Origin of the sequence: Bacillus sp. E214, assembly GCF_008087365.1 — a bacterium.
GTDB lineage: Bacteria > Bacillota > Bacilli > Bacillales > Pradoshiaceae > Pradoshia.
In genome coordinates this window covers 457122-480896 of sequence record NZ_VENN01000002.1, presented here as the reverse complement: position 1 = coordinate 480896, position 23775 = coordinate 457122, and the positions used below count along the sequence as shown (strand labels likewise).

The window sequence follows — 23775 nt, the reverse complement described above, 5'->3', positions numbered from 1 at the left end:
TTTATTTATACTTATTGATAGTTCCATATCAAATATTCTATTTATTCTATTAATATTTATTACACCCTGCGATATTGCAGTATAATAAATAGAATAAGATGATTTCACCAGGGAGGGGTTTTCGTAATTGAAGGATTTAGGAAACAGCCTTTATACCATATTGGAATGGGTTATGAGGTTTGCTTATGTAAATATATTATGGATTTTATTCACGCTGGCCGGTGTAATTGTTTTAGGGATATACCCCGCCACCACAGCCATGTTTTCTGTAATGAGAGAATGGTTGAAAGGGAATTCGGATTTACCTGTGTTCAATACTTTTTCGTCCTATTACAAAAAAGACTTTTGGAAAAGTAATCATTTAGGAATTTATACATCCATTATCTTTTTATTGATAGGTATTGATCTTTTTTACATACAGAGCGAGGCAAGCAAGCTTATGACCTGGACTCATATCCCGATATTTGCTTGCATTCTATTTTTTATCTTTTTACTTTTTTACCTGTTTCCTGTGTTCGCTCATTATGATTTAACGGTACGATCCAATTATAAACAAGCATTCTTCATTATGTTAATTAGCCCAATCCAAATTATCATGATGGTCATTTGCCTTGTTGCATTTTCAATCATCTCGTTCATCTTCCCTGCACTTGCATTTATTTTTGGTTTAAGCTTTTATTCCTTTATTACATCATGGTTAGCCTCTTCCTCTTTCAAACGTTTAGAGGCAAACAACAAAATCAAACAGACTGATTTATAACTCTGTCAGTTAATTAAAACGCAAAGCACAAATGCTCCTTTATCGCACTTGTGCTTTTATTGATTTCATTGAATAAATTCCTTAACCATAAAAACGACATACTCCCCATGCCAGGTGTATGTCGCTTTGGTTTATCCTATTATCCTTTTACTGCGCTAGCTGATAATCCTTCAATTACTTTATTACTAAAGAAAATAAAGGCAAGCAATAATGGTAGGAAACTGATAATTAATGTGGCACCGATGGCACCCCAGTCAGTCATATACTGTCCAATAAAATTCTGAATGCCGACTGTTAAGGTTTTATATTTATCAGAGCTGATAAACGTATTAACAAAAACGAATTCATTCCAATTGTAAATCATATTGATGATGACTGTCGTAGAAAGAATAGGCATGGACATTGGCAGGACAATCCGGAAAAACATCCGGTTGATTGAGCTTCCATCTATGATCGCAGCCTCTTCAATTTCTCTTGGCAATGTAGTATAGAAGCCAAGCAGAATCATCATCGTAATCGGTAAATTATATGCAGTGTAGGTAAGAACAATCGACCATGGATTATCAATTAAGTTTACGTTCAAAAACATATTGAACAATGGAATTAATGCTGAGTGAATTGGAATCATCAACCCGATCATAAACAAACCAAGCACCAGCTTACTGAATTTCCAATGCATCCTCGTAATCGCATAAGTTGCCATACTTGCAAAAAGAACTGTCAAAATAATGGCTACTCCTGTAATCCAAATACTATTAAAAAAGTATAATCCTATGCCTCCATCCCAAACCTTCAAATAGTTTTCCCATCTAAATTCGGAGGGAAGAGCAAAGGGCGAACCCGCAAATATCTCCTGATTGCTCTTTAATGAAAACAGGAAAAGCCAAATAATTGGGAACACCTGAAAGACCGCAACAACTGTCAAACAAATATATAATACTATCTTTCCAAAACGAGCCATTCTTTTCCTCTCCTCTCTAATATTGGATTTCTTCCTTGGATGCAGTCAGTTTATTGATAATAAACGTCACAATTAACGTAATGACCAGTAACAGGAAGCCAATTGCACTGCCGTAACCAAAATTAGAGGATGAGAAAGCCAGCTTATACATATAGGATGCCATTACTTCACTGGATCCGTTCGGACCTCCGCCTGTCATAACATAAATAAGATCGAAATATTTAAGTGAACCAACAATAGCCAGTACAATTGTAACTTTTACAACTCCCATGATCAGCGGCAATTTAATCTTCATGGCAATCTGCCATGGAGTAGCACCGTCTATTTTTGCTGCTTCAATTAAAGATTCAGGTATATTTTTTAGGGCTGCATAATAAATCAAAATATAAAATCCTGCATACTGCCATAGGATGGGGATAAAAATAGCATATAAAACGATAGATGTATCAGATAACCATAATGGTGGATTTTCAACCCCAAACCAAACCAATATCGTATTTAATATTCCGTTCGATGGATTGAACACTTTAATCCAAAGCTGCGCAATAGCCACTGAAGATAGCAGCATTGGAATCAAATAAATTTTCCTTAATAAATTTGCCCCTTTTATTTTGGAAGCAAGAATGAGAGAAATAGCTAAATAGATAACTAAACTCAATGTTGAAAAGATAGCCAGTAAAATGGAATGCCAGGCACTATCCCAAAATTTCGCGTCCTGGATTGCATTTATATAGTTCTCCAATCCAATAAACTTCATGGCTCCAATGCCATCCCAATCCATAAGTCCATAATAACCTGTCAAAATAAGCGGGATAAAAATCAGTACACTGACCAATAACAAAGCCGGCAGAATATACATAGCTATAATCCACTTATTGGACATCACCTTATTCATAAAAACCACCTCATCTGTATGTAGGAAAAGGATTCATCGTATCAGGATGAATCCTTTTTCCTTTGTCGTTTTACTTTGAAGAAAGCGCCTTTTCATGCTCTTTTGCAAATTTCTCTGGAGTTGTTTCCTTGCCGAATAAAGCTTGAATTTGATCTAAGTGAACCTGTGCTGCATCGGAGCTTAATTGTACATCCGCATATAAGGTAATATTAGTTGCTTTATTTAATTTCCCTAAAACATCTACATACATTTGCGGCAAATCTAGCTTCTCAGCATCAATTTTAGTAGCTGGTATTACGCCGGCATCCGTGACAGATTTTTCTCCCCACTGCTGAACAAAGTAAGATACGAAATCCTTCGCCTCTTCTTTTACTTTAGAGTCTTCAGAAACAAACAATCCTACTCCAGGTCCACCAACATAACTGTTCATATCCCCTTTTCCATCAACAGATGGGAAGTCAAAGAAACCAACCTGATCTTTAAATTCCTGAGGTACATCTGGATTTGTTGTGTAGTTTGGCAAATCCCATGTAGCAATTAGATACATAGCGGCTTGGCTGTTCATGAACATACTTTTTGCTTCTTCATCAGATAAACCGTTGAATCCGTTTACAAACCCATTTGCATCAACTAATTCCTGTACTTTTTCAGCGGCAGATACAAGCGCTGGATCTTCGAAAGAACCTGAACGATCAATGGCACCTTTCAATGCTTCAGTCCCGCCAATTCGATCTGCTAAATACATATACCATAATGAACCAGTCCATTTATCCTTATTACCTAGCGCAATTGGCTCAACTCCATTTTTATCAAGCGTTTTTGCGGCCTTTACTAACTCATCAAATGTTTTTGGAGCTTCTAAGCCATTATCCTTAAACATTTTCTTATTATAGAAGACAGAGGCTATATTAAGCTCCAGTGGCAGACCGTACGTTTTACCATCGATTTGGTAAGCTTCCGAAGTACCAGCTACAAAAGAATCCTTTAAATCTCCTTCTAGAATGTCATCCAGCGGCGCAAACTTTTTGCCATCCACGTATGGTTGAAGGTATCCTGCTGACCATGTCATTCCCACATCAGGAAGTTCATTGGAAGCAGATAAAACTTTAATTTTATCCTTGTATTGTTCATTGCTAAGTACTTCAAGCTCAACCTTAACATCCTTATGTTCCTTCTCATAATCAGCAACGATTTTCTGAACAATTTCATGATGTTGTTTAGAGCTTCCTTCCGGCCATAGGTGCATAAACTTAACAACTTTCTTTCCATCACTGTTTGACTTTTCAGTTTCTGACGAACATCCCGCTAGAACTAAAAATAAGGCCAAGAACCCAGCAAGAAATGAAAACGCTTTCTTTTTACGCATAATTAAACCCCCAATAGTTAATTTTACTTACTATTAAACTTAAATTTAGAATATCATGGAATACTTTGTTTGTCTACTAGATAAACAAAGTATTAGATGTTACTATTATAGTAAATGTGATAGAAATGAGGCGGACCATTGAAAACGTATAATCAGCAGGTTGTAAAAAAAGAAAATAAATCTTTGGTCATGCATGTTATTAAGGAATCTCCTCCTTTATCACGCACAGATGTGGCCAATAAAACCGGCCTTAATAAAGGAACAGTCTCTTCATTGGTTTCCGAGCTTATAGAGGAACAGCTCGTATCTGAATCCGGACCTGGCAAATCCAACGGTGGCCGACGGCCAGTTATGTTATTCTTCAATGAAAATGCAGGCTATTCCATAGGAGTTGATCTTGGAGTTAACTATATTTTAGGAATCGTAACCAACCTACAGGGGAAAATCCACAAAGAAAAACTGGAAAAATTCCAGGAACTAACCTATGAAGATATTAAAAAAAGACTGTATGAAATGATTGATTGTATGATTGCTTCCATTCCTGATTCACCATATGGTTTAGTCGGGATTGGTATTGGTGTACCGGGCACAGTTGATACAACTGGAAGAATTTTAATGGCTCCCAATTTAAACTGGAAAAACATCGATTTGAAAAATATGGTCGCAAAGAAATACTGTGTACCTGTTAAAGTTGAGAATGAAGCAAACTGTGGGGCATATGGCGAAAAAAAATTCGGTGTCGGAATAAACTTCACCAACATGATATACATCAGTATTGGGTTTGGAATCGGCGGCGGCTTAATCCTGAATAACCAACTTTATCAGGGCAATAATGGACTTTCAGGGGAGCTGGGTCACATGACAATCGAAAGAAGCGGAGAAAAATGCCGCTGTGGAGACCATGGATGCTGGGAATTATATGCATCAGAGAGAGCCCTAGTCAGTCAGGCGAAGCTCATGATGAATGATCCCGCCATTACACTCGAACATTTAATTGATCTTGCTGAAAATGAAGACCTAACAGCAATTGAATTATTCAGTGAAATAGGGAAATCGATTGGGATTGGCATTAATAATATCATTAATATTTTTAACCCTAATCAAGTTATTCTTGGCAATCGCCTGGCCGCCTGTGAAAAATGGATTCACTCTTCATTAGTAGAAACCATAAAAAATCATTCTCTATCTAATCATCAAAAGAACTTACATATACAATATTCAAGTTTAGCGAGTCATTCTTGCGCACTGGGCGTAGCTGCTTTTTCAACTGAACATTTCTTAGATAACGACCTGTATCATCAAAGTATTCAGACCTATCCATTAGTGCATCAATATTAGCTGCTTTCTTTGCTGACGCAATCAAGATTACACATTTATGAAAGCGCTTCTATTTTTTTATATATTAAGGAGGCTACAATAATGAAAATTCAAAACCCTATTTTAACTGGCTTTAACCCTGATCCAAGTATTTGCAGACGTGACGAAGATTATTATATTGCCGTTTCTACGTTTGAATGGTTCCCCGGGGTCGGTATTTATCACTCTAAGGATTTAAAAAATTGGTCATTAGTTTCCCGCCCATTAAATAGATTAAGCCAATTAAATATGATGGGAAATCCTGATTCAGGGGGTATTTGGGCTCCTGCTCTCTCCTACCATGATGGGAAGTTCTGGCTCATTTATACAGATGTCAAGGTGACAGGCGGACAGTGGAAAGACAGCCATAATTATCTCAGTACCTGTGAAACGATTGATGGCGAATGGTCTGATCCAATCCATCTTAATAGCTCTGGCTTTGATCCATCTTTATTCCATGATGATGACAGCAAAAAATATCTTGTGAATATGGTCTGGGATCATCGCCTTGGAAACCATAGTTTCTATGGAATTGTACTTCAGGAATATAGTGTAGAAGAGAAAAAGTTAGTTGGAGATAAAAAAATTATCTTTAAAGGAACCGACATCAAACTGACAGAAGCTCCGCATTTATATAAATGGAATGGCTACTACTATCTGTTAACGGCAGAGGGTGGAACAAAATATGATCACCAGGCAACCATTGCCCGCTCCAAAACGATTGATGGACCATATGAAGTACATCCGGAAAATCCGTTAATTACATCGTTTCCTTATCCAAGAAATCCATTACAAAAAGCGGGCCATGCTTCTATCGTTCACACTCATACAGATGAATGGTTTTTAGTTCATTTAACCGGACGCCCTCTTCCTAAAGAGAATCAGGCATTGCTGGATCCAAGAGGGTTTTGTCCGCTCGGCCGTGAAACAGCCATTCAACGATTGACTTGGGAGAACGATTGGCCGTATGTAGTGGGCGGTAATCAGCCTTCTCTTGAAATAGAAGGACCTAAGATGGAGGAAGTAAAATGGGAAAAAGATTATCCTGAAAAAGATGATTTTAACGAGAAATCATTGAATCTTAACTTCCAAACTTTACGGATTCCTCTAGGAGATCATCTCTCATTGGAAGACAAACCAGGTCACTTGCGATTGTACGGTAAAGAATCACTCACTTCAAAATTCACACAGGCTTTTGTGGCAAGACGCTGGCAGCATTTTAACTTTACAGCTGAAACTAAATTGGCTTTTAACCCGGACACATTCCAGCAGGCCGCCGGCTTAGTAAACTATTACAACACGGAAAATTGGAGCGCCCTTCAGCTTACATGGAACGAAGAGAAAGGTAGAGTTCTAGATTTAACCGTATGTGATAATTTCACCTTTGATCGACCATTGAGTGGTAATGAAATTCCGGTACCGGATGAAATTGAATATGTTTATATACGTTCCGAAGTCCAAACAAACACGTATCACTACTCCTATTCATTTGACGGAGAAGCTTGGACACAAATCCCAGTAACCCTATACTCTTATAAACTATCTGATGATTATATCCGCGGTGGCGGATTCTTTACTGGAGCCTTTGTAGGCATGCAGTGCCAGGATACATCTGGAGAAGGCAAGGCTGCTGATTTTGATTACTTTACTTATAAGGTCAATGAATAATTTGCGTAGGGGTAAAATAGACTGCATTAGCTTAAGAGAGGATATCCAGACCGGATATCCTCTCTTCTCATGTATAAATACATCGTAAGCATTCCTATGTTTAAGTCCTTACTGTTTTAGGAAAGGTATAGGATAACGAGGAGGTTTTCTGATGGATACATTTTTGTATATACTGTTTGCTTGTTTTTATGCCGGCTTGCTCATCATGATGCTTCAATCCATAAAAAAGAGTGGTGTTAGCATAGTATCGAATGTATTAATTCTGGTTATTGTACCGCTCATCTATGATAATGCCATTCTTGGCATCGGAAAGTGGATTGGGGAGGGAGAAGTTTTAGAGAATTTGAATGCTGCTCGATACTGGATGCATGCGATTTTTACACCTTTGTTAATTTTATTTTCCTGGGATGTACTTAAACGTGCTAGGGTCAAGTGGGTGAATACCACCTCAGCCATACTGATTACAGTTGCCTTTACACTAATTGCTTTTTTGATAGAACTATTTACAGTTGTGTGGGACCTCTCACTAAAAGCGGAAAAAAGCTATGGCATTCTAAGCTATTCTTCAACCAATTCTCCACAAGGACCGCCAATCATGATTTTAATGGTCACACTGGCACTTCTTGTGTCATCCATTATTCTTTGGAAAAGGACAGGTTGGTATTGGATATTCGTTGGAACCGCACTTATGATTGTCGGGAGCATGGTCAAGATCCCAATTGAAAGCGGCGCAATCACCAATGCCTTTGAATTAATCTTACTCATCTCTCTTGTGTTTACAAAAAGGTATCAGGATCGTTATCAGGGGGGCAAAAAACTGGCTCTCGGTTGAATATCCAAAGAGACCAACCCAATGAAAATCAGCTTGGTCTCTTTAAAGCTCTATTTCTTATTAGGTTAAACTCCATTTACGATAAATAACAGATGCGCATTTAAAGGAAATATAAGACAATAAAATAAATCATAGTTATTGGGGGAGTTCATTTGAATTGGCTAGAACCTTTTAATAGAGATTTTTTTATTGATGAAGAAGAGGATAGCTCTCCTTTCTTCAGGAGCAAATCCATTGATGGTAATGGAGTGCCAAAACAATATTCCCTTCTGACGCAATTTTTCCTATTATTAAGTGCACAGTTGAGCGATAGCGTTACTTATTATCCGATAAAAAATGGCCTTATCAAGGATAAGGAGCTGCGAGAAATCATCTTGCACTTCGATGAGCGAAAAGAATTTATAGTGAATGATAAACCGATTGAGATCATGTTGGCTAAGCCCAATAATGATTCTTTAAAGCATCTCATGTCTAATCCCTTAAACCCTGTTATTAAGAGCCTTTTTCCACAAAGCAAACAACTTCAACAAGTTCAATTCTCACCTTCAAGTCCGTATAGAGTAATTCCAGAGAAAATCAATTCCTACGAGGACAAGGAGTTTGATCTAGTACTAGCCTATTTAAAAGAAAACACGGAAAGCCCTTCATTTGGTTTTCAACTCTCAAATTGGATTCTGAATGATTCCCTAAAAAATTCGCATGCTCTGCGTTATTTCTCTCATCACACACAAACACTTTGCCTGTGGATAGATGAATCAAAAAGAATTATCTCCATCGAAATGCAATTTTAGCATTAGCTGAAAGGAGAAAAACAATATTAAACAACACTAGCAGTAAAATATCTAACCTAAAATAACCCCTTGTTCTGAAAAACACACCAACCATGCTTAAGTCGCATAATACGTCTCAATGATGTATTTAAGGAAGGTTAGACAAACCTTCATCAATTATGGCGCTTTACGAATGGTAATGCGCCAATTACTGCCCGTACTAATGTGATAAGTATCAGCGAATGATTTTTGATTTAGGGCCAGCCCCAGATTATCAAGTGAATTAACATAAAGAATGGCTTCCTCTAATGCACTGTCTGCAAAAGATCTGCCATATACAACCTCTTCCTCAAACCTCACTGTTCCATCCTTTTCAATTTGAACCCAGACCTTATCTCCCAGTGAGATTTCCAGTTTTCTAAAGAGTTCTCGCGAAATATTCGTCCATAGATTTCCAAATCGAATATCAAGAATTTCAATAATACCGGTAATCTTATGATCATGTATGTATGCCTCATAAAGAGGTAGTTCAATAAGGGAATCAACAGGTATTTCCGGCCCCACTTCCTCAAAACTAATCACCCCAGCTGCAATCCTTGCCCCTGTATACGCATAAACATCACGCCCGTGGAAAGTGTAGGATTCTCCTGAATGCGGCAAACGATTTACCTTCTCATCTATCACTCTTGCTTCCGTGATGCCAATTTTATTTTTGATATGGGATAGGGTACCGTTATCAGGCGTGACCACATAGTGTCCACCAGAGGTCTTTGCAACGATACTTCGGCGATCGCATCCTACACCCGGATCTACCACCGATACAAATACCGTTCCTTCCGGCCAATAAGAAATAGCCTGCAATAGACGGTATGAGCCTTCCCATATATTAAACGTTGGAATATCATGCGTATTATTACTAATCTTTAAAGATGGCTCGACAGAAAGCGCTACTCCATACATAGCACTTACAGCCCCATCACTTAATCCAAAATCTGATTGAAAAACTAATAAACGTTTCAACTTCATCCCACCCATTTCTTTGTCCAAAATAAAAAACACCACGTCCTTACCATGATGAGGACGTGGTGTGACTTCACGTGGTTCCACCTTAATTCGCTGCTTACTCACATAAACAGCCTTCGTAAGCGTAAAAACGAATCAACGCTTCCTACACTCTGATATGGATAACGAGTACCAAATCTCGTCGAAACCTATTCATATAATTAATAAATTATACTTTCAGCACGAGGCTCAGAGGCCATTTTCAATAATGGTACTTCCCGCTCCTTTTCAGCTGCCGAAGCTCTCTAAAAGAGAAATATCCAGAATCTACTCTCCTCTTCCATACTTTATAATATTTTGAATTATTAAAATTATAATGAGCTTGATTATGCTTTGTCAATATACATTATCCAAATATGGAAACAATAATCGATAAAACTGATGAATTCCCTATTCTTTTTTTACATTGTCTATATCTTATAAAGTGTGTCTACATGCTCGTCTAAATTTCGACTGTAATTCTTTTAACACAGGAATAGAGTCATCCATAAAAATTTTCTGAATTATAGTAAAATGGGGACAGCGTACAGATTACGATGAGGGATACACTGTTTTCCGGTATAATCAGTCGCTAACATAGATAGAAAAATAAGAGTTTTTTAAATGGATGGAGGAATAAGCATGAAAAGGATAAAACTTGGTAGCAGCAGTTTAAGCGTTCCAGCTATTGCTGTAGGCTGTATGAGAATTGATTCTATGAATGATGACAATTTAGCAGCACATCTTACTTTTTGTATGGAGAATGGGCTGAATTTCTTTGACCATGCTGATATTTATGGAAATGGCATTTGTGAATCCAAGTTTGGTAAGGCCTTAAAGATTGCGGGATATAACAGAGAAGATGTAATCCTGCAATCAAAATGCGGGATCAAGCCGGGTACTATGTATGACTTATCAAAAGAGCATATCTTAACGTCTGTCGATAAAATACTAACACGCCTGGACACCGATTACTTAGATGCACTGGTACTTCATCGTCCAGACGCTTTGGTAGATCCTGAGGAAGTAGCTGAAGCATTCGATACCTTAGAGAGCTCTGGCAAAGTCCGTCAATTTGGCGTATCCAATCATAAGCCAATGCAAATTGAATTGTTAAAAAAATATGTAAAGCAGCCGATCATTGTAAACCAACTGCAACTAAGCCTCCCCTTTTCGAACATGATTGCTAATGGGATGGAAGTGAATATGCAAACAGAAGGCGCCGTTGAGAGGGATGGTAGTGTCCTAGATTATTGCAGACTCCATGATATAACCATCCAAGCTTGGTCACCTTTTCAATATGGTTTCTTTGAAGGCGTTTTTATCGGGAATGATGAGAAGTTCCCCGAATTGAACGAGACTCTTACAGAGTTAGCTGATAAATATGAAACAACTCCAACCGCTATTGCAGCAGCTTGGATTTTGCGACACCCAGCAAACATTCAGTTGATTGCTGGTACAACTAATCAAAAACGGATGGCTGACATTATTCGGGGCAATGAATTACAGTTAAGCCGTGAAGAATGGTATCGCCTTTATTTGAACAGCGGGCATATATTGCCTTAAAATCTTCCGAATAAAATGAAGAGCCTTAAGATACACTTAGGAAGACACTTTCCTTTCCAGTGTTATCCTATTTGAATTGAGGCTCTTCTTATCTTATTAGAAAGTCATCAATTTCACTAAAACTATTCTCTATCTATACCAACACTTATTCTTTCGTTTCATCAAAATTGCAAGCTATCGCTAGCATGTCAATGGGGTCTGCCACTTCGGAGACCGTATAAACGACTGTACCTTCCTGCCAAGAAATACGGTTATTGCCTGCTTTTTGCGAATCTATATCCGCTTTTACAGAACCATATTCATGGGGCACTGGCAGTTGGTTGCTTTCAAGATAGGAGACCATTTGTTTAGCGAGCGGGACGTAGTCACTGTTGCCTTCTATATTGGAGGCTTGGACTTGTAGATACCATCTTCCTTCATGCCAATTTAGCCACTTATGTCCTGCCCCTGCGTCCTCATATCCTTGGATGGAATGACCCAGATCTATAGGATTCCCTGCCTGGATCCCCTCAGGCTGTATATAGCCGATTTTTGATTTAGCCTCTCCTTCAGTTTTATACTGATGGACTTCTATTACAGCAATCGGTTTTGCAATGGTACTATTGTTCAACTCTTTACTGTTGACTGGTATCATTTTTTCGCTTTCAAAAAATATAACGCGATACATATCAGATTCCGAAAGGGTCGCCGCACTTAGATTCTTGTCCTCAGACGATAGCGGAAGATGTATGGGTAGCTTAGGAGATATTGAGCCTTTGATTTGTTCCTTGGCATCTTTTATTACTTTTTCCTGAGATAATGAGGCATCATGTGAGTCGTTTTGTTCAGCTTTTACAGGGCTTCCGTTGGCAGATTCGCTGTCTTCCTTCTGATCCGTTGAAGATTTTTCTGTTGTTACAGGTTGAGCTGATTCTTCATGTTTCTCCCCTGCTTTTTTATCCGTAGCTGCATCTTCATGCGAGCATCCAGCAAGGTAAATGCTTGTTAAAGCTAGCACGATACCCATCTGTTTCAACATTTTACTCACCCCTTTCTTTGTCGTCTACCACGTTATGATGCCAGATAATCCTATATACCAAAAAACGGTATAATTATAACAAGACTGATTCCTCAAAAAAAAAAGCATAAACCTTCCGAAGCGGAAAATTTATGCTTTATGTCATATATAAAACAAAAACCACCAAAATTATGTATTTGGTGGAGACGGTGGGAGTCGAACCCACGTCCAAAGATAACGGCACTTATGCATCTACGAGTGTAGTCGATATATTGGCAATTCGCTGTGCCTTATGCCTATCGACAGGCGTCCGGACAGCTAGTCTGGTTATTCTCTTCCTTCTCCCTCAGACGGTGAGATCCGGCGTAGTCCACTAAAGTTGAGTCCCTTACCCTACCACATGGACGATGGAGGGAGGAACAGCTTATCGACTGTTATTAAGCAGCGAAAGCTAAGTTGTTGTTTTGTTTGCCAGTTATAGGCTGTGACGTTTTAACGAGGCCGATCCCCTCGACTCGCAACATAAGCTCGAACTACCCCTGTCGAATCCGTAACGTCCCCATGATAAGAATGTGGATCGTACGAAATGAAGAAGCGTACTTTGAGCGTTGCTTCTATTCAATTGTGGTACATAAGTAATTATAACATAATGAATATGAAATTCAATTGTAAGAACTTGGTGAGAGTACCAGTCAAAGCTTAACGCTGACGTTCTTTGAACGCTCGTTCGATTTCACGCTTTGCTTCTTTTCTCTTCAAGTCTTCACGTTTATCATAATTCTTTTTACCCTTACCTAAACCGATCAAAACTTTTGCAAAACCGTTCTTTAAATACAGCTTCAATGGAACAAGTGCATATCCCTGTTCTTTTGTGGAACCAATTAATTTACTGATTTCCTTATTATGCAAAAGTAGCTTACGCACACGCAATGGGTCGTGATTATAGCGGTTACCCTGCTCATATGGGCTAATATGCATTCCCATTAAGAATACTTCCCCATTAATAATCCTTGCATATGAATCCTTTAAGTTCACACGACCATTTCGAATCGATTTAATCTCAGTTCCCTGCAAAACAATTCCTGCTTCATAGGTTTCCTCGATAAAGTAATCATGGTACGCTTTTTTATTTTGGCCGATTACCTTTCCTGAACCTTTTGGCATATAATTGCCCCCTCTCTCTTTATATGGGTTAGGTGAATAAAGAGCCCAGAATATCAGGCTCTCCTTTTATCATACTACAGCAATGGCTTCTATTTCTACAAGTCCGTCTTTTGGAAGCCGCGCTACTTCTACCGCACTCCTTGCCGGAAAGCTGCCGGTAAAGTAGGTTGCGTATACTTCATTAACTGCTGCAAAATCATTCATATCATTCAGGAAGACCGTTGTCTTCACAATTTGGTCCAAACCAAGGCCTTCTTCGTTTAAAATGGCCTGAATATTTTTAAATGCTTGGTGAGTTTGTTCCTTCACACCATCTTTTAATTCGCCCGTCTCAGGATCTAATCCTAGCTGGCCTGATGTATAAATAAACCCATTCACTCGAATGGCTTGAGAATATGGCCCGATTGCGGCCGGTGCTTTAGCTGTTTGAATCGTAATCTTACTCATTCTAGTATTCCTCCATTTCGCTAAATTCCATACCTTTAGTATTCGATTGAAATGTCCTCTTATCCTTCCATCAGGAATGGGATGCGGACTTAAAGAAAAAAGGAAGATGCAACAATTACGCATTCTTCCTTACTCTTTTATGCTTCAAGTGAATTCATTTCAACCATTTTACCATTGTATACTTCTTTGTTCAATTCGCCTGTCATACGGCCGGTTACTAATCCTGCTGTTGCTGAACCGCTGACATTAAGAGCTGTTCTTCCCATATCAATTAATGGTTCTACAGAGATCAGTAAGGCAGCTATACCAATTGGCAGGTTCATGCTGGATAATACGATTAATGCGGCAAAGGTAGCTCCTCCGCCAACACCAGCTACACCAAATGAACTGATAGCTACAATGATGACTAATTGAATAAGGAAAACGGGATCTAGCGGATCAGGTGCAATCATTACAGCCAGCATAGCCGGGTAAATTCCTGCACATCCATTTTGACCAATAGACGCTCCCAATGAAGAAGAAAAGTTAGCAATCCCTTCAGAGTTACCAAATTGTTTGGTTTGAGTCTCTATATTAATAGGAATAGCTGCCGCACTGGACCGGGATGTAAAAGCAAACGTAAGTAATGGACCCATTTTCTTAACATATTGCATTGGATTTAAACCGCTAAAGAATAATATAACTAAGTGGATCAGGAACATCACGATCAATGCTACATAGGAAGCAATAACAAATGTAGATAATTCAATGATTCCTTGTACATTTGTATTAGCAATGGTTGTAGCCATTAACGCTAAAATACCATACGGTGTTAAACGAAGAATCAACGTAACGATTCGCATGACAATTTTATATAAGGCATTAATGATTTTCTCAAATGTTTCAAATTCTGCAGGTGCCTTTCTTCTAACACCAATTGCCGCAATTCCAACAAACGCTGCAAAAATAACAGTTGCGATTGTAGAAGTAGGTCGTTGGCCAGTCAAATCAAGAAACGGATTTGTTGGGATGACCTGCAAAATACGTTCCGGAAAGCTTTGGTTCTCTACTTGAACCATAGTTTCTTCTAATTGAGCAGAACGCGCCTCTTCTGCTTCGCCAGATTCAAGATGGTCCGCTGATAAATCAAACGTTAAGGCACTGCCAATTCCAACAGCTGCCGCTATAGCTGTTGTTAATACCAGAATTCCGATAATGGAGAAACTGATTTTACCAACTCCAGCCTGCCCTTTTATGCGAATGATAGCCGATATAATCGACACAACGATCAAAGGCATGACAATCATTTTCAAAAAGCTAACATACCCTGTTCCAACAATACTGTACCAGTTTTTTGTATCTGCCAATACAGCACTCTCAGGATCAAATGCCAATTGAAGGAATACACCTAAAAGAATTCCTAATCCAAGACCTGTAAATACTCGTTTTGCAAAAGAAACATGTTTCTTTTGCATATAGAAAAGTACACCGACTAATGCTAACAAAATAAGAATATTTATAATAACTAAGGTCGTATCCAATTCAATCTCTCCCCCTTTTAATTCATACTAAATACATATGTATTATATAGATTGTACTGTCTATTGTACAGTATTATGACTAGACAAGCTGTTTTTCTATATCATCAATTCTTTTTTATCTATATACCTCAGCATGGTAAATATAACTACAAATCTAACACAAAGAAAAGAGAGCCAACATAAGTCAGCTCTCCTCTGCTTATTATCGTTTTTTCTTCTTACCGGATTTGCGCTTAGCAGCCGGTGCGTTTTCATAAAACTTCTTTTTCTTTCTCGGGCCTTTTTTATCGGAGCTTTCTCCCGGCTTACCTTTGCCCTGGCCTTTAGGACCGCATTTGTCTCCATTTCCTCCCTGTGGTCTGGAAGAATCCTTGCGGCGGTTTTTACCCGGTTCTGCTTTAAAAATACGTTTTTCACCAGAAACCCGTTCACGATTGTCTTTCATCCCAACAATTTCAAAGTCAATGGCACGCTCGTCTTTATTTACTTTAATAACCCTTACCGTGATCTCATCACCAATGCGGAAGACTTTAGCTGTACGTTCACCAATCATTGCAAATTGACGGTCGTCAAAATGATAGTAATCATCAGTCATATAGCTGACATGGACAAGACCTTCAATTGTGTTGGATAGCTCAACAAACATACCGAAGTTTGTGACAGAGCTAATAATCCCATCAAACTCCTCGCCCACTTTATCTTCCATGTATTCAGCTTTCTTCAGATCATCCGTTTCACGCTCAGCATCTACTGCCCGTCTTTCCATTGAGGAAGTATGCTGGGCAATCTCACCAAGTCTTTCATTCCATTTTTCCTGCGTCTCTTTGCTTAAATCTCCATTTATTAAATACGTACGAATTAAGCGGTGGACAATTAGGTCCGGATAACGGCGGATAGGTGATGTAAAGTGCGTATAATAATCGGTCGACAATCCAAAGTGTCCCAAGCTTTCAGGATCATATTTTGCTTGCTTCATGGAGCGAAGCATGACTGTCGATACAACCATTTCTTCTGGTTTTCCCTGTACCGCTTCAATGATTTCCTGCAAAGCACGTGGGTGAATGGAATTCGCCGTACCACGAACGATATAACCAAAGTTTACGATAAAGTCGAAGAACTTTCTCAGCTTCTCTTCATTTGGATCTTCGTGGATCCGGTAAAGGAACGGCACGTCCATCCAATGGAAATGCTCAGCCACTGTTTCGTTAGCTGCCAACATAAATTCTTCAATTAATTTTTCTGCAACAGATCGTGTACGAAGAACAACATCGGTTGGTTCTCCATTCTCATCAACAAGGATTTTTGCTTCTTTAAAATCAAAGTCAATGGCTCCTCTGCGCATCCGTTTTTCGCGAAGAATTCCAGCCAATTTCTCCATTTCCTCAAACATCGGAACAAGTGGTTCATAGCGCTCAATCAATTCTGCGTTCTTATCAACAAGAATCTCATTCACATCTGAATACGTCATACGCTCTGTTGTTTTAATGACACTCTGGAAAATCTCATGGGAAACAACAGTTCCTTCAGAATCAATCTCCATTTCACATGATAATGTTAAACGGTCAACACGTGGATTCAATGAACAAATTCCATTTGATAGTCGATGTGGTATCATCGGAATAACTCGATCCACAAGATAGATACTTGTTGCACGCTCTGCCGCTTCCTTATCAATTGGCGATCCTTCGGTTACATAATGAGAAACATCGGCAATATGTACACCCAATTTATAATTTCCATTATCAAGTCTCGTTACTGTAACAGCATCATCCAAGTCTTTCGCATCCGCACCATCAATCGTGACAATCGTTTCATCCCTAAGATCACGACGATTGGCCAGATCTTTTTCATCTATGACTTCAGGTGTTTGATTAGCTTGTTCCAGTGCATCCTCTGGAAATTCTCCTGGCAAACCAAACTTATGAATAATGGATAAAATATCAACACCCGGGTCATTTTTATGCCCTAAGATCGTGATAACTTCACCTTCTGCCGACATTCTGCCTTCTGGGTAATTTGTTATTTTAACAACTACTTTATGACCTTCAACGGCACCGTTCTTCGCCTCGTTAGGAATAAAGATATCATTAGCCATTTTTTTATCATCTGGGATTACAAAACCAATCCCTCTTGTTTCCGTATATGTCCCTACGACATTTTGGACACCGCGTTCAATGATTTTAACAATGGTGCCTTCCCGTCTTTGGCCTGATGATTGTGAAGAAACACGGACCATAACAATATCTCCATGCATCGCATTATTTAACTCATGCGGAGGAATAAAAATATCATCCATGCCTTTCTCTTCAGGTAGCACAAAAGCAAATCCCTTAGCATGACCTGATACCTTCCCTTTTACAAGGTTCATACGTTCTGGCAGTCCATAACGATCAGAACGAGTTCTCACGATTTGGCCATGCTCCTCCATATAGACAAGAGCCTTCACAAAATCCTTGAAATCCCCGGAGTCTTCTACCCCCATTGCTGCCTCTAATTCTTGTACGGTCATGGGTTTGTAAGCTTCTTCTTTCATATAAGAATACAGCTTTTCTACATGTTGACGTATCATGTCATCCATCACAAACCCCTCCTTTCTTTCCTTTATCATTGATCTATCTATTAATTTGCCCAATCAAGACTCTCTAAAAACGCAAAAACATCCTGATGAAGCTGATCACGTTCTTTATCCAGTGTTATCACATGGCCTGATTCCTCATACCATTTTAATGTTTTTTGTTCAGTAATTGCAGAATTATAGATAATATTAGCGCTGTCAGTATTGATCATATGATCGTGGCGTGCCTGAGCGACAAAAAGCGGAACATCCACTTGATTCACATGATCTCTTACATTGCCAATCAATTCTTGCAAGGCTTGCAGGGTATTCATTGGACGAAAACAATTCATTTCTGCCTCAATTTGTTCCTGACTTTTACCTTCACGCTTTTTATACTGACGGGCATACTCAAGTACCCCATCATACATAACTTTTTCACTTTTTATATACATAGGTGAACACATGGTAACGATACCCTTAACAGGTACAGTGTAACCTAATTTCAAGGAAAATACCCCTCCTAACGAAAGACCTGCTACCGCAATTTCCTTATGGCCCATTGCCCGCAATCGATCATAGGCTTTCATACAGTCCTTCCACCAATCAGTTGGTCCGAATTCTACCAACTCCTCCGGAGGTACTCCGTGCCCTTTATATTGCGGTGCATGACATGTATATCCCCTGCTTTCAAGATATCGGCCTAACATCCTTACATCAGCGCTATTCCCTGTAAAACCGTGAAGCAATAAGACTGCACGGTTTCCTCCCTCGAATGTAAATGGTTTTGGCTGAGTTAATTTCATATAAAAAATCTCCCTTTGTTAAAACTTATACTATGTACTATTAGTTTACGATGTTAGAGGAACAAAACGCTATTAATATGAACGATTTACACATCAAAAAAGCCTGGCAAAGCTGCCAGGCAATGTTTGTTTTCGCACTATTACTTTGCAAAGAAAGAAACCAGAATGGTTAAAACAAAAAATAATACTGATAAAACAATAGTAGCGCGGTGTAAATATAAATCAAGTCCTCTCGCCTTTTGTTTACCAAAAAGCTGTTCAGCACCACCGGAAATCGCGCCGGATAAACCTGCACTTTTACCGGATTGCAGTAAGACCACAACAATTAAACTAATACATGTAATAACCAATAATACCATGAGCGTAGTATGCAACACGAACAAATACCTCCTAATTACGGTCTTATCAATACTATCACTTTACCATAACCACCTTTTTTTCACAATAACTAACAAGGAGGTAATAGTTAAATTCACCGCAGGCAGGGTATAATCAAATAAGAGGATTCAAAAACCCGGGACAGAGGGGGACATGATTATGTTTACCGATTGGTTATATAAAGTAAATTACATAAATATGATCGGATTTATATTTGGCAGTTTAATGATGTTCTTCGGATGGAATGCCCCCTTAATGGGAGCTCTTTTACTCGCGGCCGGTGTACTATTAATCATTTCTAAACTTAATGGAAGGCCGTTCATCTATTTTATGACCTATTTTGTACATCTATGTTTGATTGGTTTATTGATTTTTGAACTCTTATCTATAGAATGGTTGTCTATTAACCCCATCCTTTTCGTGGTTTGTATAGCAGCACTGATTAGCTTAATAGCAGTCATTATTCGCTCGAATACGAGCACTCTAAGCCTCTTTTGGTTGGCATTACATATCTTAATACTTGCCTATGGATTTATTGGCGAAGGCACTTTCTGGTCGACTGTTTGGAGTCCGGGATCTGTCCAGGTCGTATTTAAAACCTTCTATTCTATATTAATCGCATTTTTCCTGATTGGCGTATTTTTGGACCGTTTTCAAAACGAACTAAGGAGAGAGTACCGCGATAGAAATTAAATGAAAAGACGCTCACTTTTTAGCACCTCAAGTTAGATATAAAATCTAACTTTTGGAGTAAACTAAAAATGGAGCATCTTTTTTGTTGATTTATTTATACACTTTCACACGATCTTCAATTGGATTGAATTGTTTTTCACCAGCAGGAGCAACTGGTTTACCAAATGGCATTTGGGCGGATAATCTCCAGCTTGCAGGTATATTCCAGGTTGCCTTCACTTCTTCATCAATCAACGGATTGTAATGCTGAAGTGTAGCTCCTAATCCTTCCGCTTCAAGAGCTGTCCAAACGACGAGCTGCAGCATTCCGGAGGCTTCATTAGACCAAATAGGGAATTTATCTGCATATAGATCAAATTGTGACTGCAGCCCCTCTATGACCGATTGATCTTCAAAGAAGAGTACAGTGCCATATCCAGCATTAAACATATCCATTTTTTCCTGAGTGTCACCAAAATTTTCGGCAGGTACGACTTTTCGTAATGTTTCAGTTGTGATACTCCAAAACTTATTACTTTGTTCTCCAAATAATACGACTACTCTTGCGCTTTGTGAGTTAAAGGCAGATGGTGTATGCTTGACGGCGAATTTAACAATCTCCTCTACTCTTTCTTCAGAAATTACCTTTTCATTACTAATCGCATACAGTGAACGTCTTTTTTCAATTGCTGATAAAAATTCATTTGTATTTGTCATGATTTATTCCTCCCCAATGTTTTTATACATACTAAAATCTATTTAGACAGATAACCGAATAGATAAACCAAACGGGTCTGTTGTTACCCAAATTCCATTCTCTTCTCGAACTTCAGCACCTATATTATTCAAACGTGAAATCACTTCTTCTCTTTGTTCATGATTAGGATAACGAATAGTGAATGTTTGGAGTCCCACACTTTCTTTTGAAGCAGCCGGTATATTCCTGCCATTCCATACATTTAAACCGATATGATGGTGGTAGCCACCTGTGGACAAAAACAATGCCTGATTTCCATAACGAGTAACTACATCAAATCCCAATCCCTGGCAATAAAACTCCTCCGCCAGTTCAAGATTGCCAATATGCAAATGAATATGCCCCATTGCCGTATCAGACGGAAGGCCTTTCCACATCGTGTCTTCTCCTGCTGCCAATACTTCTTCTGCCTTCAAAGGCTCCGTAACCATATGAACCTCTTTGTCTTTCCATATCCATGAGGAAGCTGGGCGATCTGCGTAAATTTCAATTCCATTCCCATCAACATCCTGTAAATATAGTGCTTCACTAACATGATGATCTGAAGCACCCAATGGGTAATTAATTTTTGCAATATGATGCAAAAAGCTTCCTAAATCTGCACGTGAAGGCAACAATAAAGCAAAATGGTACAGCCCGGTTTTATGTGCCTCTTTTGGTATAACATTTTCAGGTTGAATCAAAGTTAATAATGGTGTTTCCCCATCAGCTGTTAAAACTGTACGATTCTCCTCTTTCTCCAGCACTTTAAAACCAATGATGTTTTCGTAAAAGGCGAGCGATCTTTCCATATTAAGTATCTTCAATTCAAGACTTTTCACAAACGTATTTGTTTTCTGATGAAAGTTCATATTACTCTCTCCCAAATGGCATTTTGTTTTTTTATAATTTAATCAGTACATAACTTACTTTATGTAAGTAATTATACTTTAGTAATAAATTTATATCAAGTAAATTATTTCCTATAAATAATTATATGATTTTTCAATAATACGATATAATATAGACCAGAGGGGTGATGTAATATGAATCAATCTCACATTTGTCCTAAATTTGAGAAAGCTATGGATATCCTCAGCCGCCGTTGGTCAGGGTTAATTATTTATCAACTGCAATCCGGTCCTCAGCGTTTCTGTACGCTGGAATCCTCAATTGGTATCAGTGGACGAGTACTATCTGAACGGCTAAAGGAATTGGAAAAACAAGGGATTGTCAAACGCGAAGTTTATCCGGAAACGCCGGTCCGAATTGAATATTCCTTAACAGAAGCAGGAGAAGCCATGAAGCCTATGATGCAATCCATTGCAAAATGGGCCGATGAATGGATGAAAAAGGATTCTCCAGAAACTGATCAAAAATAAATGCCGATTGCGCTGGCCGCAATCGGTTTTTTCTTTTTTTGATTGAAATTCATATCAGCCTACAATAAAAAAAAAGAGAATAGGAGGTTTCCCTACTCTCCCATCCCTTCATTATTTTTTAATCATCACTTGTTTAGGTGCTGGTTATAAAAAGCCCTAATACAAGCGTTAATTATATACGCTTTCATTTAGAAGCTATGTATTCAGTATCTTTAATTTTGATCTACTTATATATAAAGTGAATTATTTTAACTTTTCTGATAAAATTAATCAAACGTTTTATTCTAGATAGTAAGTGAAAGTGCAGGACAAATTAGAGAAGAGACAAAGGGGGATCACAGATGGATTATGCATTATTAACATCAGTCATTATTTACATGATTTTAATGCTCGGGATCGGATATTTTGCCTATAAAAGAACATCCAATTTATCTGATTATATGCTTGGCGGCAGAACACTCGGACCTGCCGTAACAGCATTAAGTGCAGGAGCTGCTGACATGAGTGGCTGGCTGTTAATGGGATTACCCGGAGCTATGTACGTATCCGGCCTTAGCGCAGCATGGATTGCCATCGGTTTAACTATAGGAGCCTGGGCTAACTGGATTTATGTAGCGCCAAGACTGCGTACCTATACACAAATAGCCAATGATTCCATTACAATTCCTGGCTATTTAGAGAACCGCTTTGGCGATACCTCAAAAATACTGCGCTTGATTTCTGGACTTGTTATTCTTGTATTCTTTACCTTTTATGTTTCATCGGGGATGGTTTCCGGCGGTATACTATTCCAAAGTACATTCGGGCTTGATTACCATACTGGATTAATAGTGGTTACTCTAGTAGTAGTCGCATACACTTTGTTTGGAGGATTTCTTGCCGTCAGCTGGACTGACTTTGTGCAAGGGATCATCATGTTTATAGCACTGATTCTTGTTCCAATCGTCACTCTTATTGAAGTGGGCGGATTTGGAGAATCAATTGATACAGCACGATCTATCAATCCAGCCTTATTAGATATTTTCAGAGGCACAACGATACTGGGCATCCTTTCTTCCATTGCCTGGGGACTTGGTTACTTCGGCCAGCCTCATATCATTGTCCGCTTTATGGCCATTTCATCTGTTAAAGAAATTAAAAAGGCCCGTCGAATCGGAATGGGATGGATGATTTTCTCTATTATTGGGGCAATGCTGACTGGATTTATCGGGATTACGTATTTCTCACAAAATGGCTCACCATTAGAAAACCCGGAAACGGTCTTTATCGTTTTAGGAGAAGTATTATTCCACCCGATTATTACTGGATTTTTAATCTCAGCTATTTTAGCTGCTATTATGAGTACCATTTCTTCGCAACTTCTCGTTACATCCAGCTCGTTAACAGAAGATATCTACAAAACATTTTTCAGACGATCAGCATCTGATAGAGAACTTGTTTTCTTAGGAAGATTGTCCGTTTTAATTGTCTCGATTGTCGCGTTATTTTTATCCTGGGAAAAGAACTCCACAATTCTCGAACTGGTTGGTTATGCTTGGGCAGGCTTCGGATCATCATTCGGTCCGCTCATCCTTTTAAGTCTCTTCTGGAAACGTATGAATAAATGGGGAGCATTGGCAGGTATCGTTATGGGTGCCTTCACTGTTATTATATGGTCCAGCTTAGGTCTCTCTGATACGCTCTATGAAATGATTCCTGGCTTTGGAGCAAGCACACTTGCTATCATCATTGTCAGCTTACTGACCGCTCCACCGAAGCAAGAAGTGGGTATCCAATACAAGCAATTTAATGATTTAATGAGGCAATAGAAAGTAAAAAGCATTGGGGCGAGCCCCAATGCTTTTTTTTGAAAAATAGCCCCATATGACTGGACTACTAGTCCGCAATTCCCCTCCAACTTTTTT

Annotated in this window: 22 protein-coding genes and 1 other RNA gene; 9 read left to right on the top strand and 14 right to left on the bottom strand. The window is 38.7% G+C overall.

Annotated features, from left to right (window positions below):
- The first annotated feature begins 127 nt into the window (after positions 1-127).
- Complete coding sequence (locus tag FHY47_RS11545) at positions 128-760, top strand: YesL family protein (RefSeq protein ID WP_148630676.1); 633 nt, start codon at positions 128-130, stop codon at positions 758-760.
- Between the two features lie 139 nt (positions 761-899).
- On the opposite strand, the gene FHY47_RS11540 is transcribed toward FHY47_RS11545, so the two are convergent.
- The 3 genes from FHY47_RS11540 to FHY47_RS11530 form a co-directional block, all read right to left on the bottom strand.
- Positions 900-1721: a carbohydrate ABC transporter permease gene (locus FHY47_RS11540; protein WP_139892231.1), complete on the bottom strand. Its 822-nt coding sequence runs from the start codon at positions 1719-1721 to the stop codon at positions 900-902.
- 16 nt (positions 1722-1737) lie between these two features.
- The gene (locus FHY47_RS11535) at positions 1738-2616 is read right to left on the bottom strand and encodes a carbohydrate ABC transporter permease (protein ID WP_066106306.1); all 879 of its coding nucleotides are present in this window, start codon (positions 2614-2616) and stop codon (positions 1738-1740) included.
- A gap of 70 nt (positions 2617-2686) precedes the next feature.
- On the bottom strand, positions 2687-3982 hold the full coding sequence (locus FHY47_RS11530; RefSeq protein WP_066106303.1) for an extracellular solute-binding protein: 1296 nt from the start codon (positions 3980-3982) through the stop codon (positions 2687-2689).
- 138 nt (positions 3983-4120) lie between these two features.
- Between FHY47_RS11530 and FHY47_RS11525 the strand changes: the two genes are divergently transcribed.
- The 4 genes from FHY47_RS11525 (at position 4121) to FHY47_RS11510 (ending at position 8629) form a co-directional block, all read left to right on the top strand.
- On the top strand, positions 4121-5320 hold the full coding sequence (locus tag FHY47_RS11525) for an ROK family transcriptional regulator (RefSeq protein ID WP_066106300.1): 1200 nt from the start codon (positions 4121-4123) through the stop codon (positions 5318-5320).
- A gap of 78 nt (positions 5321-5398) precedes the next feature.
- Positions 5399-7006, top strand: coding sequence for a glycoside hydrolase family 43 protein (locus tag FHY47_RS11520; RefSeq protein ID WP_140461924.1), 1608 nt, complete (start codon positions 5399-5401; stop codon positions 7004-7006).
- 151 nt (positions 7007-7157) lie between these two features.
- Complete coding sequence (locus tag FHY47_RS11515) at positions 7158-7838, top strand: hypothetical protein (RefSeq protein ID WP_139892229.1); 681 nt, start codon at positions 7158-7160, stop codon at positions 7836-7838.
- Between the two features lie 152 nt (positions 7839-7990).
- Complete coding sequence (locus tag FHY47_RS11510; protein WP_066106296.1) at positions 7991-8629, top strand: hypothetical protein; 639 nt, start codon at positions 7991-7993, stop codon at positions 8627-8629.
- Between the two features lie 156 nt (positions 8630-8785).
- On the opposite strand, the gene FHY47_RS11505 is transcribed toward FHY47_RS11510, so the two are convergent.
- Positions 8786-9634, bottom strand: coding sequence for an SAM hydrolase/SAM-dependent halogenase family protein (locus FHY47_RS11505; RefSeq protein WP_148630781.1), 849 nt, complete (start codon positions 9632-9634; stop codon positions 8786-8788).
- A 657-nt stretch (positions 9635-10291) separates the two neighbouring features.
- On the opposite strand from FHY47_RS11505, the gene FHY47_RS11500 reads away from it, so the two are divergent.
- Positions 10292-11215, top strand: coding sequence for an aldo/keto reductase (locus FHY47_RS11500; protein WP_139892228.1), 924 nt, complete (start codon positions 10292-10294; stop codon positions 11213-11215).
- A 145-nt stretch (positions 11216-11360) separates the two neighbouring features.
- On the opposite strand, the gene FHY47_RS11495 is transcribed toward FHY47_RS11500, so the two are convergent.
- From FHY47_RS11495 to secG, 8 genes are all read right to left on the bottom strand, one after another.
- On the bottom strand, positions 11361-12233 hold the full coding sequence (locus FHY47_RS11495; RefSeq protein WP_148630674.1) for a hypothetical protein: 873 nt from the start codon (positions 12231-12233) through the stop codon (positions 11361-11363).
- A 177-nt stretch (positions 12234-12410) separates the two neighbouring features.
- Positions 12411-12773: a transfer-messenger RNA gene (gene ssrA, locus FHY47_RS11490) on the bottom strand.
- 138 nt (positions 12774-12911) lie between these two features.
- Complete coding sequence (smpB, locus tag FHY47_RS11485; protein ID WP_066106290.1) at positions 12912-13376, bottom strand: SsrA-binding protein SmpB; 465 nt, start codon at positions 13374-13376, stop codon at positions 12912-12914.
- 69 nt (positions 13377-13445) lie between these two features.
- Positions 13446-13823 carry a RidA family protein gene (locus FHY47_RS11480; RefSeq protein WP_066106287.1) on the bottom strand — a complete coding sequence of 126 codons (378 nt, stop codon included), beginning with the start codon at positions 13821-13823 and terminating at the stop codon, positions 13446-13448.
- Between the two features lie 137 nt (positions 13824-13960).
- The gene (locus FHY47_RS11475) at positions 13961-15343 is read right to left on the bottom strand and encodes an L-cystine transporter (RefSeq protein ID WP_148630672.1); all 1383 of its coding nucleotides are present in this window, start codon (positions 15341-15343) and stop codon (positions 13961-13963) included.
- 202 nt (positions 15344-15545) lie between these two features.
- Positions 15546-17912, bottom strand: coding sequence for a ribonuclease R (gene rnr, locus FHY47_RS11470; RefSeq protein ID WP_395940472.1), 2367 nt, complete (start codon positions 17910-17912; stop codon positions 15546-15548).
- Between the two features lie 50 nt (positions 17913-17962).
- Positions 17963-18703 (bottom strand): alpha/beta hydrolase, encoded by a 741-nt coding sequence (locus tag FHY47_RS11465; protein WP_139892225.1) that lies wholly within the window; start codon positions 18701-18703, stop codon positions 17963-17965.
- Positions 18704-18843: 140 nt separating this feature from the next.
- Positions 18844-19062, bottom strand: coding sequence for a preprotein translocase subunit SecG (gene secG, locus FHY47_RS11460; protein ID WP_373925489.1), 219 nt, complete (start codon positions 19060-19062; stop codon positions 18844-18846).
- Positions 19063-19240: 178 nt separating this feature from the next.
- On the opposite strand from secG, the gene FHY47_RS11455 reads away from it, so the two are divergent.
- On the top strand, positions 19241-19774 hold the full coding sequence (locus FHY47_RS11455; RefSeq protein WP_066106276.1) for a hypothetical protein: 534 nt from the start codon (positions 19241-19243) through the stop codon (positions 19772-19774).
- Between the two features lie 90 nt (positions 19775-19864).
- On the opposite strand, the gene FHY47_RS11450 is transcribed toward FHY47_RS11455, so the two are convergent.
- Together FHY47_RS11450 and FHY47_RS11445 are read right to left on the bottom strand one after the other, a co-directional pair.
- Positions 19865-20470: a nitroreductase family protein gene (locus FHY47_RS11450; RefSeq protein WP_148630667.1), complete on the bottom strand. Its 606-nt coding sequence runs from the start codon at positions 20468-20470 to the stop codon at positions 19865-19867.
- A gap of 42 nt (positions 20471-20512) precedes the next feature.
- Positions 20513-21361, bottom strand: a complete 849-nt coding sequence (locus FHY47_RS11445) for a VOC family protein (protein WP_148630665.1) — start codon at positions 21359-21361, stop codon at positions 20513-20515.
- Positions 21362-21535: 174 nt separating this feature from the next.
- Here FHY47_RS11445 and FHY47_RS11440 point away from each other — a divergent pair, with 174 nt between their 5' ends.
- Both FHY47_RS11440 and putP read left to right on the top strand, forming a co-directional pair.
- Entirely contained in the window at positions 21536-21871 is a 336-nt protein-coding gene (locus FHY47_RS11440; protein ID WP_139892222.1) for a winged helix-turn-helix transcriptional regulator, read from the top strand.
- Positions 21872-22212: 341 nt separating this feature from the next.
- Entirely contained in the window at positions 22213-23679 is a 1467-nt protein-coding gene (gene putP, locus FHY47_RS11435; RefSeq protein WP_066106265.1) for a sodium/proline symporter PutP, read from the top strand.
- The last annotated feature ends 96 nt before the right edge of the window (positions 23680-23775 follow it).

Excerpts from the sequence above, each read along its gene's own strand:
- FHY47_RS11440 (WP_139892222.1), top strand. The coding sequence starts at position 21,536 with ATGAATCAATCTCACATTTGTCCTAAATTTGAGAAAGCTATGGATATC.
- FHY47_RS11455 (WP_066106276.1), top strand. The coding sequence starts at position 19,241 with ATGTTTACCGATTGGTTATATAAAGTAAATTACATAAATATGATCGGA.
- FHY47_RS11505 (WP_148630781.1), bottom strand. The coding sequence starts at position 9,634 with ATGAAGTTGAAACGTTTATTAGTTTTTCAATCAGATTTTGGATTAAGT.
- FHY47_RS11500 (WP_139892228.1), top strand. The coding sequence starts at position 10,292 with ATGAAAAGGATAAAACTTGGTAGCAGCAGTTTAAGCGTTCCAGCTATT.
- FHY47_RS11445 (WP_148630665.1), bottom strand. The coding sequence starts at position 21,361 with ATGAACTTTCATCAGAAAACAAATACGTTTGTGAAAAGTCTTGAATTG.
- rnr (WP_395940472.1), bottom strand. The coding sequence starts at position 17,912 with ATGATACGTCAACATGTAGAAAAGCTGTATTCTTATATGAAAGAAGAA.
- FHY47_RS11480 (WP_066106287.1), bottom strand. The coding sequence starts at position 13,823 with ATGAGTAAGATTACGATTCAAACAGCTAAAGCACCGGCCGCAATCGGG.
- FHY47_RS11540 (WP_139892231.1), bottom strand. The coding sequence starts at position 1,721 with ATGGCTCGTTTTGGAAAGATAGTATTATATATTTGTTTGACAGTTGTT.
- FHY47_RS11450 (WP_148630667.1), bottom strand. The coding sequence starts at position 20,470 with ATGACAAATACAAATGAATTTTTATCAGCAATTGAAAAAAGACGTTCA.
- FHY47_RS11495 (WP_148630674.1), bottom strand. The coding sequence starts at position 12,233 with ATGTTGAAACAGATGGGTATCGTGCTAGCTTTAACAAGCATTTACCTT.
- FHY47_RS11535 (WP_066106306.1), bottom strand. The coding sequence starts at position 2,616 with ATGAATAAGGTGATGTCCAATAAGTGGATTATAGCTATGTATATTCTG.
- secG (WP_373925489.1), bottom strand. The coding sequence starts at position 19,062 with ATGGTATTATTGGTTATTACATGTATTAGTTTAATTGTTGTGGTCTTA.
- FHY47_RS11465 (WP_139892225.1), bottom strand. The coding sequence starts at position 18,703 with ATGAAATTAACTCAGCCAAAACCATTTACATTCGAGGGAGGAAACCGT.
- putP (WP_066106265.1), top strand. The coding sequence starts at position 22,213 with ATGGATTATGCATTATTAACATCAGTCATTATTTACATGATTTTAATG.
- FHY47_RS11530 (WP_066106303.1), bottom strand. The coding sequence starts at position 3,982 with ATGCGTAAAAAGAAAGCGTTTTCATTTCTTGCTGGGTTCTTGGCCTTA.
- smpB (WP_066106290.1), bottom strand. The coding sequence starts at position 13,376 with ATGCCAAAAGGTTCAGGAAAGGTAATCGGCCAAAATAAAAAAGCGTAC.
- FHY47_RS11515 (WP_139892229.1), top strand. The coding sequence starts at position 7,158 with ATGGATACATTTTTGTATATACTGTTTGCTTGTTTTTATGCCGGCTTG.